Here is a 15,935-nt window from a genome sequence, read left to right as displayed (position 1 = left end):
GGTTCACTCCTCGGGCAGATGGGTGCCCTTGATGCTGCGCGAATGGCCGCGGAATTCGGCGATCTTGGTGCCGTCCTGCCGGGTCACGGTAATGTCGTAGATGCCGCTGCGCCCCTGACGCCAGACTTCCACGGCGCGGGCGGTCAGCACGTCCCCTTCCTGCCCCGGGGCGAGGAAGGTGATCTGGCCCATCTGGGCCACGACGCGCTGGTTGTAGGTGTTGCAGGCGAAGGCGAAGGCGCTGTCCGCCAGCGTGAAGATATAGCCGCCGTGACAGATCTTGTGGCCGTTGGTCATCTCGGGCCGGACGCGCATTTTCATGGTGGCGTGGCCGGCGCGGACATCGGACAGCTCCATGCCCAGGTGCTGCGTGGCGTTGTCGTCGGCCCACATGGCGGCGGCGCAGGCCTGGGCCAGTTCGTCGGGGGTCATTGGCCTTTGAACTCCGGCTGGCGCTTGTCGAGGAAGGCGGCGACGCCCTCGGCGTAATCGGCGCTTTCGCCGCAGGCTTTCATCAGCTCGGCCTCCAGCTCCAGATGCGCGTCGAGCGTGTTGGTCTGGGCCGCCTGCATCGCCCGCTTGGTGCTGGCGTAGCCGAAGGTCGGACCGGCGGCGAGCTTGCAGGCCAGCGCGCGGGCCTCGGTCATCAGCTGGTCATCGGGCAGGGATTGCCAGATCAGGCCCCAGTCGGCGGCCTGCTGCGCCGGCAGCGGCTGCGCGGTCAGGGCAAGGCCCATGGCCCGCTGCGGGCCCAGCAGCTTGGGCAGGTGCCAGCTGCCAGCGGTGTCGGGAATGAGGCCGACCTTGCCGAAGGACTGGATGAATTTTGCCGATTCCGCGGCCAGCGTCAGGTCGCAGGCCAAGGCCAACGAGGACCCCGCCCCCGCCGCCACGCCATTGACCGCGCAGATCACCGGCATCGGCAGGGCCTTGATCTGGCGGATCAGCGGCGCCCAGAGACGGCGCACCGTGTCGCCCAGATCGGGGGGCCCGTCCATCTTGCGTGGGTCGCGGTCGCCCAGATCCTGCCCGGCGCAGAAGCCCCGACCGGCGCCGGTCAGCAGCACGGCGCGGGCCTCGGCGGCGGCACGGGTCAGGGCCGCGCGCAGGGCCATATGCTGGTCTTCGTTGAAGGAATTGAGCCTCTCGGGCCGGTTCAGCGTGATTTCCAGCACGCCCGCTTCAAGGCTCACCAGAACGGTGTCCGAATCGCTCATGTCATCCTCCCTGCACGCGATTCCGCGCCCGGGAATACTTTCATCAACCGTCCGGTCAGTCAATCAATTTGCGGCGCAATTCCGATGGCATCGTGGCGACGCTCGTGGCAGAAACAGAGGATGAAGTGGGTAGCGAGTATCTGCGCCAGGTGGCGCATCGGGCAAGGGCGGCACTCGGCGATCCGGGGCGGCCGGGGGCTTGCGCTCAGCCTGCCAGCGCCGAGGGGCGGGGACGCGAGGGTACGCCGATGACGCCTGCAAAACGCGCCTTCGATCTGTGGACCGCGGCCATGATAACCCCTTTCGTGGCGCCGATGATCCTCGTCATCGCGCTGGTGATCCTGCTGCGCGACGGGCGGCCGATCTTTCACGCGGGCGAGCGGATGCGGACCCCGACCCAGGGCTTCCGGCTGTGGAAGTTCCGCACCATGCGGGTGGATCCGGCCGATACCGGGGCGTCGGGCGGGCACAAGGCGCCGCGCATCACACCGACCGGCCGCTGGCTCAGGCGGCGGCGGCTGGATGAGCTGCCGCAGCTGTGGAACCTCTGGCGCGGGGACATCTCGGTGGTGGGGCCGCGCCCGCCGCTCAGACTTTATGTCGAGCGTTTCCCCGATCTTTACGGCGAGGTGTTGAAAAGCCGCCCCGGGCTGACCGGCCTTGCCACCATTGCCTTCGCCCGGCACGAGGAGCGTTTGCTGGCGCGCACCAGGACGGCCGAGGAAACCGAAGCCATCTATGGCCGCACCTGCGCCCCCAGAAAGGCGCGGATCGACCTGATCTATCAGAGGAACCGCAGCTTCTGCTTCGACCTGAACCTCGTCCGCAAGACGCTGTTCCCCTCGGCCCGATAGGGAAAGGGGGCCCCGAGGCCCCCCGTCGTCAGTCTTCGTTGATGTCGTGGTCGATGCGTTTCATCTGGCCCTGCCGGACCCCCAGCACCGCCCGCATCGCCAGCCAGGCCACGACCGAGATCACCGCGAAGACCACCAGCGACACGGTGAGCGAGCCGGTCATCCAGTCCATCCCCGGCAGCGCCAGGCCGACGACCACCCCGGTAATCACCGCACCGACCGCGAAACCGGCGAACAGGAAGCCCGGCACCAGCACCTCGACAATGGCCAGCGCCAGACCCGCGGCGATCCAGACCCACCACATCTCGTGCATCATGGCTTGCCCTTCAGCATCTTGAAGGCGTCGCCGAAGGCATCCATCAGATGCGCGGGCAGGATGACGGTCTGCTTGCCCTGCCCCTCGGCCACTTTCTTCATCGCCTCGACCTGGGCCAGCGCGATCTGGTATTGCGCGGCCTCCAGCCCGTTCTTGGCGATGGCCTCGGCGATGACGCCGGTGGCATAGGCCTCGGCGTCGGCGGTGATGCGCTTGGCCTTGGCCTCCTGCTCGGCGGCGTAGAGTTCCCCGTCAGAGGCGAGCTCCACGGCGCGCCGCTTGCCCTCGGCCTCGGTCACCGCGGCACGGCGGGCCCGCTCGGCGTTGAGCTGTTGCAGCATGGCGGCGCGGGTCGCCTCGTCGAGGTTCACGTCGAGGAGTTCGGCGCGGGTGACCACGATCCCCCAATCGTCGACCACATCGGCAATCGCCGCGCCGATCTTCTGCGTCAGGCGGGCGCGGTTCGACTGGACCTCGTCCAGTTCCATCGTGCCGATTTCCGAGCGCACGATACCGGCGACGGTCGTCAGGATCGCCGCATCCACGTCGCGGATCCGGTAGACGGTCTTTTCCGGCTCCATGATGCGGTAGAAGACCGAAGTCTCGACCTGCACCAGCACGTTGTCGGTGGTGATGGCGTCCTGCCGCTGGTTGGGCAGCTGGCGTTCCAGGATCGAGACCTTGTGCGCCACGGTATCGACGAAGGGCACGATCAGGTTGATCCCCGGGCCCAGCACGGCGCGCAGGCGGCCGAAGCGTTCCACGACGTATTTCTGCGACTGGGGCACGATGCGCACGCCCAGGAACAGCGAAATGATGATGAAAATGGCAAGCAGCAACAGGACGATAGTGCCGCCGCCGATGGAATCGAAGGGCATGAAGAACTCCGGGATCAATGGCTGTGGGGTCGGGATGGGATCGGGTTTCACAGCAAGCCAGGGATAGTCGCAAGACGTGCAGTATGGAGGCTGGCGGGGCCGAGGGAAAGAGGCACGGCTTGCAGCGAGGCCCCCGCCCCTGTAGGGAACGTGCAAATCCCCGTTATATCTGGAGCGTGAGATGGCCTCGTATCAGTACGTCTATCACATGGATGGCGTGTCCAAGACCTACCCCGGCGGCAAGAAATGCTTCGAGAACATCCGCCTGAACTTTCTGCCCGGTGTGAAGATCGGTGTCGTCGGCGTCAACGGCGCCGGTAAATCGACGCTCTTGCGCATCATGGCGGGCATCGACAAGGATTTCTCCGGCGAGGCCTGGGCCGCCAAGGGCGCCAAGGTCGGCTACCTGCCGCAGGAGCCCGCGCTGGATGAAAGCCTCGACGTGCGCGGCAACGTCATGCTGGGCGTGGCGGCCAAGCAGGTGAAGCTCGACCGCTACAACGAACTCGCCATGAACTACTCGGACGAGACGGCCGAGGAGATGGCGAAGCTGCAAGACGAGATCGACGCCGAGAACCTCTGGGATCTCGACAGCCAGGTCGATGTGGCGATGGAAGCGCTGCGCTGCCCGGCCGACGACGCCGATGTCGCGACCCTCTCGGGCGGGGAGCGTCGCCGCGTGGCGCTCTGCAAGTTGCTCTTGGAAGCGCCCGACATGCTGCTGCTGGACGAACCGACCAACCACCTCGATGCCGAAACCATCGCCTGGCTGCAAAAGCACCTGATCGAGTACAAGGGCACCATCCTCTGCGTCACGCACGACCGCTATTTCCTCGACGACATCACGTCGTGGATTCTGGAGCTGGAGCGCGGGCGCGGCATTCCCTACGAGGGGAACTACTCCGCCTGGCTGGAACAGAAGGCCAAGCGCGTGGCGCAGGAAGCGCGCGAGGACAAGGCCAAGCAGAAGGTTCTGGAAAAGGAACTGGAATGGATCCGCGCCGGGGCCAAGGCCCGTCAGGCGAAGTCGAAGGCCCGTATCTCGGCCTACGAAAAGATGGCCGACCAGTCCGAGAAGGAACGCGTGGGCAAGGCCCAGATCATCATCCCCAACGGCCCGCGTCTGGGCGGCAAGGTGATCGAGGTCGAGAACCTCAGCAAGCATTACGGCGACCGCCAGCTGATCGAGAACCTGTCGTTCAGCATTCCGCCGGGCGCCATCGTCGGCGTGATCGGCCCGAACGGCGCCGGGAAATCGACGCTGTTCCGCATGATTACCGGCAAGGAACAACCCGATGCGGGCTCGGTCACGCTGGGGGACACGGTGAAGCTGGCCTATGTCGACCAGTCGCGCGACGCGCTCGACCCCAACGCGACCGTCTGGGAAGAGATCTCCGGCGGGGCCGAGCTGATCGAGCTGGGCGATGCCCAGGTCAACAGCCGGGCCTATTGCGGCGCCTTCAACTTCAAGGGCGGCGACCAGCAGAAGAAAGTCGGCCTGCTGTCGGGCGGTGAACGCAACCGCGTGCATATGGCGAAGCTCTTGAAAGAGGGCGGCAACGTCCTCCTGCTCGACGAACCGACCAACGACCTGGACGTGGAAACGCTGCAGGCGCTGGAAGCGGCGATCGAGGATTTCGCCGGCAACGCGATCATCATCTCGCACGACCGCTTCTTCCTCGACCGGCTTTGCACGCATATCCTCGCCTTCGAGGGCGAGGCCAAGGTCGAATGGTTCGAAGGCAACTTCGAGGCCTATGAGGAAGACAAGATCCGCCGTCTGGGCCCCGATGCGGTCGAACCCAAGCGGGTCAAATACAAGAAATTCTCGCGCTAAGACAAAGGGCCCGGCGACGGGCCCTTTTCCTTTCCCTCAGGTCGCCGGATGGCCGGGGTTCTGCGGGGCGTCGTCACAGATCTGGACCCAGCCCGGCTTTTCCGAGGTGAATTCGTGAAAGCGGTTCCTGAGGCCGATCTCGGTGTCCAGTGCATTGGCGGCGATGGGAAAACTCGCCTCGCCGGACAGGATCTCGCCCAGCGAACTGCCGCAGATCCGGCAGAAGCAGCGGGCGTATTGATAGGGCGGATCGGGTTGGTAGGTCGCCACATGCTCCCTGCCCTGCACCCAGCGCAAATCCTCGCGCTTGACGAAGACGATGGTGCTGGCCCCCGCCTTGCGGCAGCGCGAGCAATGGCAGGTCCCCATCGTCGAGGGCTGAGCCAGAAGTTCGAACCTCACAGCGCCGCAGCAGCAGCTGCCTTCGATCATGATCGTCTCCTTTAGCGGGCGGGCGGGGATCCAGAATGAGCAGAACATTACGTGAACATTTGCGCCGCGACAAGCTGCACCTTGGGGCTGGCTGCGATATCGGTAAGGCGCGCGGCGAGGCGTCGGGGGTGCTATCCGCTGGCCAAGACGGACAACACGGCGACAGACCGGGGGAAACTGGCGATCCCGAGAGGACTCGAACCCCTGACCAACTGCTTAGAAGGCAGCCGCTCTATCCAGCTGAGCTACGGGACCGCACCGCTTTCTCATGCGTCACCCAGCCCGGGGCGTCAAGTCAGAGGCCGCGTGCCCAGACGATGCTGGCGGCCAGCACCCCCGCCGTCGCATCGGGCGAGAGGATGTCACCGGCGATGACATGCTGCTGCGGGTCGTTCGCGTCCTCGACCCGGTGCATCGTCACCGGCGCGCCCCAGCGGGCCATGATGTCCTCGGTCACGCGGGCATCGACCACCCGGTCGCCCTCGGCAAAGAAGACCAGCGCGGGCACCCTCGCTTGTTCGACCGGGGCGTGGCGGGCGGCCTGCTGGACCACGCGCATCGGGAACAGCGCGGCACTGGGGTAGCGCGTGGTCCAGTAGCGGCCCTGCGCGGCATTGGCCGGCTCCCAGGCGCGCTCGGCGCCGAAGATCCACGGGCCCCAGGTGCTGGCCCAGGGCAGATCCAGCACGAAGGCCATGCGGTCGGCGGGCGAGAAATTGGGGGAAATCAGGATGATCCCGGCGATCCGCTCGCGATACTCCGGGTCCAGCGCCGCCAGAACGGCCAGCGCGCCGCCGGTCGAGGTGCCGATCAGCACCACCCGCTGACCCAGCCTTTCGCCGATGGCCATGGCCTCGGCGAGGTCGGTGGCCCAGTCATCGACGGTGACCTCGCCCAAGGCCGCGCCGGGGCGGCCGTGCCCGGCCAGCCGGGTCTCGAAGAGATTGGCGCCCAGCGCCTCGGCGAGGCGCAGCGGGACCGGCGCGATCTCCTGCCGGGTGGCGGAGAAGCCGGGCAGATAGACCAGCGCCAGCGCCGTCCCGGCGTCGCGTTCGCCCGCCCAGTGGATCAGCTTCTGCGTGCCGGGGGTGAGGTCGTCGAACACCCCCTCGCGGGTCTCCAGCCAGGCGTCGAGGTCTTCGCCCGGGATCACCGGCGCCACCTGCGTGGCCGGGGGCCATTCGGGGCGGGGCGCGAAAAACCACAGCGCCCCGCCGACCAGCAGCAGATCGCCCAGCAGCGCCAGCAGGAGGAGCCGCGCCTTCATCGCTCAGACCGGCAACCGGGCGAGCGTCTCGGCCAGCAGCGCCAAATTCTCGGGTTCCGAAAAGCGGTGATCGGCCCCCTTGACCAGCGTCAGCCGCAGATCGGGGCTGTCGGCATGGTCGAAGAGCTTCAGCGCCACCGAGGGCGGCACGTCGACATCGGCCGAGCCCTGCAACAGCCGCACCGGAAAGGGCAGCGGCAGCGGGCTGCGCAGCACCAGACGGTTGCGCCCTTCCTCGATCAGGCGGCGGGTGATGACATAGGGCTCGTCGCCATAGTCCGAGGGCTGCTCGATGCGTCCCGTCGCGGCCATGGCGGCGCGTTCGGCCCCGGTGAACGCGGGCTCCATCAGGTCTTCGGTGAAATCGGGCGCGGCGGCGATGCCTATCAGCCCGGCGATCCGCTCGGGGATGGCACGGGCGACCAGGAGCGCGATCCAGCCGCCCATCGAGGAGCCGACCAGCACCTGCCGCCCCTCGGTCAGGGCCTCGATGGCGCTGAGCGCATCCTCGAACCAGTCACCGATGGCGCCGTCGAGGAAATCGCCGTCCGACTGGCCATGCCCGGAATAATCGAAACGCAGGAAGGGGCGGCCCTGATCCTCGGCCCAGGCTTGCAGGAATTGCGCCTTGCTGCCGGTCATGTCCGACTTGAAGCCGCCGAGGAAGACGACCCCCGGCCCGCTACCGGCGGTTCGGTGATAGGCCAGGCGGCGGCCCTGCGGGGTGCTCAGAAAGTCGGTCACCGGAAGGGCACTCCCTGCGTGCCCTCGCCCCGGACATCCAAGACCGGCGCCCAGGTCTCGGGGTCGCGGATCAGGGCGGCGACGGCCTCGGCGCCCGCTTCGAGCATCGCCTCGCCCTTGGCGGCGCTGGCGCGGGTGGGATTGCCGACGATGCCGTTGGCGGTGACGTGCTGGAAGGGGCGCCAGCGGTAGCTCGCCTTGCCGGCCTTGAGGAACCGCGCCCCGTCCATGGCCTGCGTGAGGTTCCCGAGGTCCGAGGTATCGACCAGATCCGGTTCGCAGACCATCATCATCGAGGTCTCGGCCTCGCCCGCATGCATGACGCCGGGCTGGTCCTGGCAATGGCGGGCCAGATCGTCGCCCGCTTCCGTGACATAGGTGGTGGCGACCAGCGTCGCGGCCGAGGTCGGGGCCAGTTCGTCGCAGATCTGCTGCATGGCGATCTGGTTGCCGCCATGGCTGTTCGAGATGAGGATATGGCGGAAGCCGTGGCGGGTGATGGCCTCCACCAGGTCGCGGATCACGGCGCGGAAGGTCGACTGGCTCAGCGTCAGCGTGCCGCCATAGGGCATGTGATGCTCGCTGAGGCCGGACCAGACCACGGGGGTGACGACGACCGGGCGGGTGTCCCGGGCCTTGCGGGCGGCGCGCATGGCGATCTCGTAGCCGAGGCGGGTGTCGGTCATGGTCGGCAGGTGCGGCCCGTGCTGCTCGATCGAGGCGATGGGCAGGATGACGACGGCATCCTGCGCGGCCAGCGCGCGGAGTTCATGCGCCTTGAGGCGGGACCAGTCGGTTTCAGGCATGGGCATCTCCCTTGGGGTTGCGGGCATGATGCACGCGCGGGCCGCGGGTGCAACCGCCGTGGACGGCGGATGGTGCGGGCGCTGCCGGGCGGGCCATCCGTAGGGTGCGTGCTTGCACGCACCGTTGCGGAAGGTGCGTGCAAGCACGCACCCTACGGGGGGCGGCGCTTGGTGGGATGAAATCCCACCCTACAGGGATTGCGCCAGCACCCGGCTGATTTTCGTGAGGCTGGCGCCGGATTGGGCCTGCCAGATGTTGAAGGCCTCCTGCACCGCCGCCCATGCCTTTTTCGACGAGGGCGCCTTGTCCACCACCCCCTCGGCCACCAGCCGGGCGACGACATCCTGAGACATCAGGTAGGAATCCTTGCCCATCTGCCGCAGCGCATAGGCCCCGGTATTGCCCCCCAGCCGCGCGCCCTCGGCTTGCAACCATTGCACCAGCCCCGCGAAATCCGAGGACGGCCAGTCGCCGATCCGCCGCCCGAAGGAGCCCGCCTCGTCCCTGACCCGCCGGATGAAGGCCGCGTTGTGAAGGATCGCCTGCACCTTGGGCGGCGAACGGATGATCCGGGTATCGCCGATCAGCTCATGCGCCCAGTCGGGTGGCTGGAAGGTGATGGCGGTGATGTCGAAGCCCAGAAAGGCCGCCTCGATGCCGGGCCATTTCTTGTCCACCACACTCCAGGAAATCCCCGCCTGCAGGATCCCCCGGGCGAATTGTGCCAGCCAGCGGTCGTCCGGGATCGCCGCCAGCGCATCGGCGCTCAGGGGTTGGGGCATGCCCTCAAGCACCGCCGCAACACCGCCCTTGCGGTCGGCGGCAATCGCCAGGATCTCGTCATAACTGCGCATTCTCGGCCCTTTCGTCCCGCGCCACCCCCGCCTCGCGCAGGATGTCCGCCACCAGATGCTCGCGCCGGTAGGCCATGACATGCACCCCCGCGACGCCCTTCACCTCGCGGATCTGCTGGATCAGTTCCACGCAGATCCGCCGCCCCTCGTCGCCGGGGTTCGCGGCCTTCTCCATCCGCTCGACCACCGCATCGGGGATATGGATCCCCGGCACGTTCGAGCGCATCCAGCGCGCCGCCTTGCCGCTGGCCAGGGGCCCGACGCCCGGCAGGATGAACACGCGCTTCTCCAGCCCCAGGTCGCGGACCCGGGCCATGAAGGCCTCGAACCGCGGCATGTCGAAGATGTAGTTGGTCTGAATGAACTCGGCCCCGGCCTCGACCTTCTTGGCCAGCCGCTCGGGCCGCCATTCCACCGGATCGACGCAGGGGTTCTCGGCCGCGCCGATGAACAGCTTCGGCGGCTTGGTGATCTTGCGCCCCGACAGGAACACGCCCTGATCGCGCATCGTGCGGATGGTGCGGATCAGCGTCAGCGAATCGAGGTCGAAGACCGGCTTCGCGCCCGGCTGGTCCCCCGCCCCCACATCGTCGCCAGTGAGGCACAGCACGTTCTTCACCCCCATCGCCGCGGCGCCCAGCACGTCGCCCTGAATGGCGATCCGGTTCCGGTCGCGGCAGCTGATCTGATAGACCGTGCCATGCCCCATCCGGGTGAGCAGCGCGCAGATCCCGATCGAGGACATGTGGCAATTGGCGCCCGAGGCATCGGTGGCGTTGATCGCATGGGCCACATCGGCCAGCGGTTTCGCCGCCTCGAAGACATCGGCCGGGTCGGCGCTGTCGGGCGGGTTCATCTCGGCCGTGACGGCGAACTGGCCCGCGCGCAGGGCGATTTCCAGCTTCGAGCCCGCGACATGGCCGGGGGGCGGCGCCTCGTAGGGGCGGATGGCGTTGGGATCGCTCCAGAAAAGGCTCATGACCCTTCCCCCCGGTTGACGGCGCGCGGCGGTTCCTCGGCCAGCGGCGCGGCCGAGGGTTCGAGCACCCGGGCGCGGGGAAAGGCCTGCGCCAGCGCGGCGCGGGCCTTGTCGGTGGCGGCTTCCTCGGGCCGGGCCTTCTCGCGGCTGGCGCGCAGCCAGGCAGACGAGCCTTCGAGCCGGCGGTCCACCGGCGGCAGCACCTCGGCGATGCGCTCGCCGTGCTTCATGCGCGAGGCGCCCTCCCAGGCTTCGGTCCAGACGCAGCGCATCTGCGGCTTCACCTCGCAATAGCCCCCGGGCCGGACCCCGCCGCAGGGCCCGTTCCTCAGTTGCTTGGGGCAGTTCATCGGGCAGGCCATGCCGGTCGAGGACAGGACGCATTGGCCGCACATCTTGCAGTCGAAAAGGAAGCTCTTCACCCAGCGTTCCGGCACGGCGACCACGCGCTCCACCCGGTTGTAGCCAAGGCGGCGGAACAACGGGTCCAGCGCGACGAAGACCGTCTCCAGCCGCTGATAGATCCATTCGAAGGCGCGGGAATGGCGGGTGGCGAACAGGCGCACGCGGTACATGGCATCCTCCCTGCCGCGGTGCGAGGGCGCCGCGATGGGGAAGTGTCGCCGAAACCGGCCCCGCAAGGCAAGCCCGTGGCGCAGGCGTAGGGGGCCGAAAACGCACAAGACCCGGGCGGTTGGCCCGGGCCTTGTGTCGATGGTACCGCCTCCCCGGCTCGAACGGGGGACCTCTAGATCCACAATCTAGCGCTCTAACCAACTGAGCTAAGGCGGCACGTGCGGGCCGTTTAGCCGCCCCTCGCGACGATTGCAAGAGGGGTCTGCGCCTAGAGTTCACGCTCCCATGTCTGGGCCACGACATCCTGCCCGAACGAGCGTTTGGCCTCGCTCGCCACCAGCGCGAAACCGTTTCTGGCATAGAGCCGTCCGGCCGCGCGGTGGCTCTCATGGGTCCAGAGCCGCATCGCCCGGTAGCCCGCGCCGCGGGCGAAATCCATCGCCTGCTCCAGCAGCCGCTGCGCCAGCCCGGTGCCCCGCGCCGCTGGTTCCAGCAGAACGAGTCGCAGCTTGGCGGTCTGCGCGTCCTCCTCGACCACGAAGGTCGAGCCCAGACGCTCGGCCCCTCGCCAGGCGATCCAGCCCTCCTCGCGGCCGGGCTTCTGATGGGCCAGGAAATCGGCGATGATCTCGGCCACCAGCGCCTCGAAACTGGCGTCGAAGCCCTCATGCTCGGCATAGAGCGCGCCGTGACGGGCGATCAGCCAGTCGGCATCCTCGGCGGTGAAGGGGCGCAGGGTCACGGAGTGCATGCCCGCAGGCTGCGTCCGGATCGCCTGCCCTGTCAAGCGGTGGGCGCTGGCTTGCGCGGGCCTCGCCTGCGGGGTAGGGCTGAACGAAAGCAAAAGGGGATGGCCATGGGCATCAACAAGCAAAGCGACATCGCCGCGAACCTGCAGATCGGGCCGACCTCGGCCGGCATGGTGCGGATCTATGTCGAGGCCGAGGGCCTCGAACTGCCGCTGGATTTCGATCCCGAGGAAGCCGAAGAGATTGCCGAGGAACTGCGCGCCGCTGCGGAAGCCGCGCGCGACATCGGTGAGGGCACCACGGGCGGCGGCAAGGGAAAAGGCAAGCGGTAAAAGGTGAGAGACCGGACACGACCCAAGCGGGAATCGTTGCGGCTGCTTCCTTCCGGACCTGACCGGGTTGGCGAAACGCCTGCCCGCGCCAGCCTCTCGCGGGCTATGTATGAAAGACGGCGGGGCAATGCAAGGGCCCTGCGCGCGGCGCCGGTTGCCAGCGGGGCGGCATCTGCGATACTCGCCCTTCCCCGCGCCCGGCGCGCGCCGGATCGGACCCGATGAGCAAACGCGGCTATCACCACGGAAATCTGCGCCAGGCCCTGGTCGAGGCGGCGCTGGACCTCATCGCCGAGAAGGGGCCGACCGGCTTCACCATGGCCGAGGCGGCGAAACGGGCCGAGGTCTCGGCCGCGGCGCCCTACCGGCATTTCTCGGGGCGCGAGGACCTGATCGCCGAGGTGGCGACCCAGGGCTACGAGCTGTTCGCCGATGTGCTGGATTACGCCTATAACGACGGCAAGCCCTCGCCGCTGGCCGCGTTCGAGGCGGTGGGCCGGGCCTATCTGGCCTTCGCCCGCAAATATCCCGGCCATTACATGGCGATGTTCGAATCGGGCATCGCCCCCGGCCAGACGCCGGAACTGGCCCGCGCCGCCGAACGCGCCAACCGGGTGCTGACCAGTGCCGCCGGTGCGCTTTCGGCCCGGATCCCGGCCGACAGGCGCCCGCCCGCGGCGATGTTCTCGGCGCATATCACGGCGATGAGTCACGGGATTGTCGAACTCTACGCCCGCGGCAAGCCCGGCGCCCGCACCCCTTTCACACCCGAGGAATTGCTGGAGGCCGGGATCGGCATCTACCTGCGCGGACTGGGGCTGATCGCGGGCGACTGAACGCGCCCCACCCGCCATGCGGGAAATTCCGCCGATCCCTGCACGCGCCCCCTTGCCGTCCGGCCCCGGGACGGCGAATGCTCGGCGCCTGCCGGTGATTTCCGGCCGGAACACCCTGTCGAGTTGAAATGCCGGTCTTTCCCGCTGCTGCCTTTTTCCGTTTCGCGCTGACCTATGCGGCCGTGGCCCTGGGGCTGGCCGTCAGCTTTCGCGACAATGTGCTCGAGGATTTTCTGGCCGCGATGGGCGGCGACATCGACATGCCGCTCTACGGGCTCTGGGCGATGGTGGCGCTGGTCTCGCTCTGGGCACTCAGGACCGAAAGGCGGCGCGGCGCGGCGCCGGGGATGGCGATGCGGCGGCTGGGGCTGGTCTTCGGCGCGGTGCTGGCGCTGCATGTCGGCTTCACCCTGGTCAAGACGACGATGCCGCAGATCGTGCCCTATTACGCCGATCCCTCGCTCACCGCGCTCGATGCCTGGCTGCATGGCGATACCGACCCCTGGCGGGTGCTGGAGCAATTGCTGGGCGACCGGCTGCTGGTCCGGCTGACGCCGCTCTATCAGGGGCCCTGGCTGATCCTCGCCGTCCTCTTCCCGGTGATCCTGCTGGCGGGGGACGAGGAACCCCGGCGCGTGCGCCGCTTTCTGGTGCTCTATACGGTGGCCTGGATCGGAATGGGCAATGTCGTGGCGCTGATGGGCATGTCGGTGGGGCCGGTGTTCCATGACCGCTTCTATGACAGCACCCGCTTTGCGGCGCTGACCCGCAACCTGCAGGACGCGGGTCTGGACGGCACGGTCATGGGCGCCCTGCAACAGCATCTGTGGAGCATGTACGCCGCCGGTCGCGAGGGGTTCGGAACCGGCCTGTCGGCCTTTCCCTCGGTGCATGTGGCGGTGGCGACGGTGGTGGCGCTCTATTGCGCCGAGCGCTCGCTCCTGCTGGCGATCCCGGCCGGGATCTTCGCCGGGACGATCCTGATCCTCTCGGTCTGGAGCGGGTATCACTACGCCATCGACGGCTACGTCTCGATCCTGCTCATCGCCGGGCTCTGGGCCGGCCTGCGGCGGCTGGCGCGGTTCCGCCCGCCCGAGGCTGCGCCGACGCGCGGCTGGCACCCTGCCGCCGACCCGGCCGAATAGGCGACCGCGCAGCCATTGGCGCCCCTGCAACCGCGAGTTGCCACATCTCTTCCCCAGTGATGCCATTTTCGGCGGGCATTCCGGCCGAATGACCCGCCTGCCGTCCATAGATGTGCTGAAATTCCTGCTCGCCCTCGGCGTGGTCTGGGCGCATTCCGTGCTGATCGGACAGCATTACAGCACCGCGGCCTATCTCTTCGGGCAAGGGCTGGTCCGCGCCGCGGTGCCGACCTTCGCGCTGGTCTCGGGCTTTCTGTTCCACGCCACCAGCCGTCGTGGCCGGACCCGGCCCTGGCTGATGCTCATGAGCGGCGCCTATCTGATGTGGTGCCTGATCTACGGCCCCGTCTGGGTCATGAGCGAACCGGACATCCTGCATCTGCTGGGCCGTCTGGTCGTGGGGCCGCTGCACCTTTGGTACATGGCGGCGCTGATTGTCGCGGTCCTGATGATCGCCGCGGTCGTGCGGCTGGTTCCCGACCCGGTGGCGCAGCGCCGCTGGCTGCTGGGTTCGGCGGTCGCGTTGCTGTTTACCGGTGCCGCGCTGCAGGGCATCGACTTCTTCACGCCGGTCGACCTGCCGCTCAACGTCTACCGCAACGGGATCTTCGTCGAATACCCCTATGCCGCGCTCGGTTTCCTGCTGGCCGACAAGATTCATCGCGACGGCCGCGACTGGATGCCCGCGGCGCTGCCCCTGTGGCTGCTGCTGGGCGTCCTGGCGGCGCTGCGCCTGGCCGAGGCCTGGCTCTCGCTCACGGCCTTCGGCCTCAGCCCTGCCGCGCCGCCGGAATTCCCGCCGCTGGCCATGGCCTTCAGCGTGACGCTGATGATGGCGATGCTGCGGCTCGATCTGCCGGATTGGACGCGACGGCTGGGGAAACTGTCGATGGCGCTCTATTTCCTGCATTATCTGGTGCTGCTGGGGGCGCTGTCGCTGGGCCTGACCTCGATGGCGGCGATGATGGTGCTGGGCGTCGCCGGGCCGATCCTGCTGACCCTGCTGGGCCGCCTGCTGTGGCGCGAGATGCGGCGGTTCCTGCGTCAGCGCGAGGAAACGGCCGAGGCCTGGGCCCGCCCCGACGGGCGCCGTTAATCCCGCCCGCCGAACTCGGCGGCGGCCTGCGCCACCCGCCCCGCCGCCGTGACCAGCGTCAGCGCGGCAAAGGCCCAGGCCAGCGGCGCGAAGGCCGCGGGCCAGAGGCAGAAGGCCAGGAAGAAGGCGATGGTCTCGCTCCCCTCCAGCAACCCGCCGGCGTGATACCAGGACTTGCGGCCGCGCGCCTCGGTCGAAAGGCCGCGCTTGGCGGCGAGGATGGAGAAGCCGAGAAAGGTCGCGGCATTGACGTAGAAGCTGGCGATCAGCGCCGCACCCGCCACGGCATTCGCCCCGGGATCGGCCAGAACGAAACCCAGCGGCACGGCGGCGTAGAAGATGAAATCCGCGACGATATCGAGGAACCCGCCCAAGTCCGAAAGCCGCGTGGCCCGCGCCACGGCCCCGTCCAGCCCATCCGCCAGCCGCGAGGCCAGGATCAGCCCCAGCCCGACCAGCGGCGCCCCCCAGGCGATGGCCAGCGCCGCGCCCAGCCCCAGCAGCAGCCCCGCCAGCGTCACCGCATTCGCCCCGATCCCGGCCCGGGCCAGCGCCCGGCCCAGCCAGTTCAGCGGCGGGTCGATCAGCGGGCGGAGATAGCGGTCCAGCATCGCGCGCTCATTGCGCGACGGGGAAAGCGCGCAGCAAGGCGTCACCGTCGAGAAGCAGCTCCAGGCTGTCATCCTCGCCCAGCCGCCAGTCGTTGACCTGGGCCAGCGCGGCGAGGAAGGCCGCCTCGACCTCGGCCCGGCGGCCGGTACAGGCCATGCGCGTGGTGCCGATGCCGTCAAAGCTCATGCCCGGCATCAGGGAATAGCCGCCGAAGAACCGGTTGCACCCGGCCGAGCCCGCGATCCGGCCCTTGGTGAACCGCAGCACCACCCCGTCTTCAGCCGTCAGGTCGAGCGGCCCGACAAGGCTGGCCAGCCACTCCCCCTCGGGCGAGAGGCGCGGCACCTCTGCCATGGCCGGGGTCGCCAGAAGCGCCACGATCAGGGGCAGCAGGCGCCGCATCG

General features: G+C 68.3%; 20 protein-coding genes, 2 tRNA genes and 1 other RNA gene. 6 read left to right on the top strand and 17 right to left on the bottom strand.

Features of this window, described 5'->3' with window-relative positions:
* Positions 1-3: 3 nt before the first annotated feature.
* On the bottom strand, positions 4-432 hold the full coding sequence (gene paaI, locus DDE23_RS02335; RefSeq protein ID WP_107749768.1) for a hydroxyphenylacetyl-CoA thioesterase PaaI: 429 nt from the start codon (positions 430-432) through the stop codon (positions 4-6).
* Positions 429-1,217: a 2-(1,2-epoxy-1,2-dihydrophenyl)acetyl-CoA isomerase PaaG gene (gene paaG, locus DDE23_RS02330; RefSeq protein WP_107749767.1), complete on the bottom strand. Its 789-nt coding sequence runs from the start codon at positions 1,215-1,217 to the stop codon at positions 429-431. Before paaG ends, paaI begins: the two co-directional genes overlap by 4 nt.
* Positions 1,218-1,465: 248 nt before the next feature.
* On the opposite strand from paaG, the gene DDE23_RS02325 reads away from it, so the two are divergent.
* Positions 1,466-2,071 (top strand): sugar transferase, encoded by a 606-nt coding sequence (locus DDE23_RS02325; protein WP_107749766.1) that lies wholly within the window; start codon positions 1,466-1,468, stop codon positions 2,069-2,071.
* Positions 2,072-2,099: 28 nt separating this feature from the next.
* Here the strand turns inward: DDE23_RS02325 and DDE23_RS02320 are convergent, their stop codons facing one another.
* Together DDE23_RS02320 and DDE23_RS02315 are read right to left on the bottom strand one after the other, a co-directional pair.
* Positions 2,100-2,387 (bottom strand): NfeD family protein, encoded by a 288-nt coding sequence (locus tag DDE23_RS02320; protein ID WP_337589823.1) that lies wholly within the window; start codon positions 2,385-2,387, stop codon positions 2,100-2,102.
* On the bottom strand, positions 2,384-3,265 hold the full coding sequence (locus DDE23_RS02315; protein WP_107749765.1) for an SPFH domain-containing protein: 882 nt from the start codon (positions 3,263-3,265) through the stop codon (positions 2,384-2,386). The genes DDE23_RS02320 and DDE23_RS02315 overlap by 4 nt, the downstream gene beginning before the upstream one ends.
* Positions 3,266-3,446: 181 nt before the next feature.
* On the opposite strand from DDE23_RS02315, the gene ettA reads away from it, so the two are divergent.
* Positions 3,447-5,102, top strand: a complete 1,656-nt coding sequence (gene ettA, locus DDE23_RS02310; protein ID WP_107749764.1) for an energy-dependent translational throttle protein EttA — start codon at positions 3,447-3,449, stop codon at positions 5,100-5,102.
* Between the two features lie 36 nt (positions 5,103-5,138).
* On the opposite strand, the gene DDE23_RS02305 is transcribed toward ettA, so the two are convergent.
* The 10 genes from DDE23_RS02305 to DDE23_RS02260 all read right to left on the bottom strand — a co-directional run bounded on the left by DDE23_RS02305 (position 5,139) and on the right by DDE23_RS02260 (position 11,512).
* On the bottom strand, positions 5,139-5,534 hold the full coding sequence (locus DDE23_RS02305) for a GFA family protein (protein WP_107749763.1): 396 nt from the start codon (positions 5,532-5,534) through the stop codon (positions 5,139-5,141).
* Positions 5,535-5,712: 178 nt separating this feature from the next.
* Positions 5,713-5,789 (bottom strand) — tRNA-Arg (locus DDE23_RS02300).
* Positions 5,790-5,829: 40 nt separating this feature from the next.
* Positions 5,830-6,801: an alpha/beta hydrolase gene (locus tag DDE23_RS02295; RefSeq protein ID WP_107749762.1), complete on the bottom strand. Its 972-nt coding sequence runs from the start codon at positions 6,799-6,801 to the stop codon at positions 5,830-5,832.
* Positions 6,802-6,804: 3 nt separating this feature from the next.
* Positions 6,805-7,545: an alpha/beta hydrolase gene (locus DDE23_RS02290; RefSeq protein WP_107749761.1), complete on the bottom strand. Its 741-nt coding sequence runs from the start codon at positions 7,543-7,545 to the stop codon at positions 6,805-6,807.
* On the bottom strand, positions 7,542-8,351 hold the full coding sequence (locus DDE23_RS02285) for a creatininase family protein (RefSeq protein WP_157957955.1): 810 nt from the start codon (positions 8,349-8,351) through the stop codon (positions 7,542-7,544). The genes DDE23_RS02290 and DDE23_RS02285 overlap by 4 nt, the downstream gene beginning before the upstream one ends.
* A gap of 189 nt (positions 8,352-8,540) precedes the next feature.
* Positions 8,541-9,206: a DNA-3-methyladenine glycosylase I gene (locus DDE23_RS02280; protein WP_107749759.1), complete on the bottom strand. Its 666-nt coding sequence runs from the start codon at positions 9,204-9,206 to the stop codon at positions 8,541-8,543.
* On the bottom strand, positions 9,193-10,185 hold the full coding sequence (locus tag DDE23_RS02275) for a methylenetetrahydrofolate reductase (protein ID WP_107749758.1): 993 nt from the start codon (positions 10,183-10,185) through the stop codon (positions 9,193-9,195). Before DDE23_RS02275 ends, DDE23_RS02280 begins: the two co-directional genes overlap by 14 nt.
* Positions 10,182-10,760 carry a methylenetetrahydrofolate reductase C-terminal domain-containing protein gene (locus DDE23_RS02270; protein ID WP_107749757.1) on the bottom strand — a complete coding sequence of 193 codons (579 nt, stop codon included), beginning with the start codon at positions 10,758-10,760 and terminating at the stop codon, positions 10,182-10,184. The genes DDE23_RS02275 and DDE23_RS02270 overlap by 4 nt, the downstream gene beginning before the upstream one ends.
* Positions 10,761-10,900: 140 nt before the next feature.
* Positions 10,901-10,977: transfer RNA gene (locus DDE23_RS02265), tRNA-His, on the bottom strand.
* Between the two features lie 52 nt (positions 10,978-11,029).
* Positions 11,030-11,512, bottom strand: coding sequence for a GNAT family N-acetyltransferase (locus tag DDE23_RS02260; protein ID WP_107749756.1), 483 nt, complete (start codon positions 11,510-11,512; stop codon positions 11,030-11,032).
* Between the two features lie 105 nt (positions 11,513-11,617).
* Here DDE23_RS02260 and DDE23_RS02255 point away from each other — a divergent pair, with 105 nt between their 5' ends.
* Complete coding sequence (locus DDE23_RS02255; protein ID WP_107749755.1) at positions 11,618-11,842, top strand: DUF6324 family protein; 225 nt, start codon at positions 11,618-11,620, stop codon at positions 11,840-11,842.
* A 1-nt stretch (position 11,843) separates the two neighbouring features.
* Here the strand turns inward: DDE23_RS02255 and ffs are convergent.
* Positions 11,844-11,941, bottom strand: an RNA gene (gene ffs / locus DDE23_RS02250) — signal recognition particle sRNA small type.
* A 122-nt stretch (positions 11,942-12,063) separates the two neighbouring features.
* On the opposite strand from ffs, the gene DDE23_RS02245 reads away from it, so the two are divergent.
* From DDE23_RS02245 to DDE23_RS02235, 3 genes are all read left to right on the top strand, one after another.
* Positions 12,064-12,678, top strand: coding sequence for a TetR/AcrR family transcriptional regulator (locus tag DDE23_RS02245; protein WP_107749754.1), 615 nt, complete (start codon positions 12,064-12,066; stop codon positions 12,676-12,678).
* A gap of 128 nt (positions 12,679-12,806) precedes the next feature.
* The gene (locus tag DDE23_RS02240; protein ID WP_107749753.1) at positions 12,807-13,823 is read left to right on the top strand and encodes a phosphatase PAP2 family protein; all 1,017 of its coding nucleotides are present in this window, start codon (positions 12,807-12,809) and stop codon (positions 13,821-13,823) included.
* Between the two features lie 88 nt (positions 13,824-13,911).
* Positions 13,912-14,919 (top strand): acyltransferase family protein, encoded by a 1,008-nt coding sequence (locus tag DDE23_RS02235; RefSeq protein WP_107749752.1) that lies wholly within the window; start codon positions 13,912-13,914, stop codon positions 14,917-14,919.
* On the opposite strand, the gene DDE23_RS02230 is transcribed toward DDE23_RS02235, so the two are convergent.
* Positions 14,916-15,530 carry a CDP-alcohol phosphatidyltransferase family protein gene (locus tag DDE23_RS02230; protein ID WP_107749751.1) on the bottom strand — a complete coding sequence of 205 codons (615 nt, stop codon included), beginning with the start codon at positions 15,528-15,530 and terminating at the stop codon, positions 14,916-14,918. The genes DDE23_RS02235 and DDE23_RS02230 overlap by 4 nt on opposite strands.
* A 7-nt stretch (positions 15,531-15,537) precedes the next feature.
* Positions 15,538-15,933, bottom strand: a complete 396-nt coding sequence (locus DDE23_RS02225; protein WP_107749750.1) for an META domain-containing protein — start codon at positions 15,931-15,933, stop codon at positions 15,538-15,540.
* Positions 15,934-15,935 lie beyond the last annotated feature (2 nt).

Origin of the sequence: Pararhodobacter aggregans, from assembly GCF_003075525.1 — a bacterium.
Classification (GTDB): domain Bacteria; phylum Pseudomonadota; class Alphaproteobacteria; order Rhodobacterales; family Rhodobacteraceae; genus Pararhodobacter; species Pararhodobacter aggregans.
The sequence above is the reverse complement of the archived record's forward strand: the minus strand, read 5'-3'. Positions and strand labels throughout refer to the sequence as shown.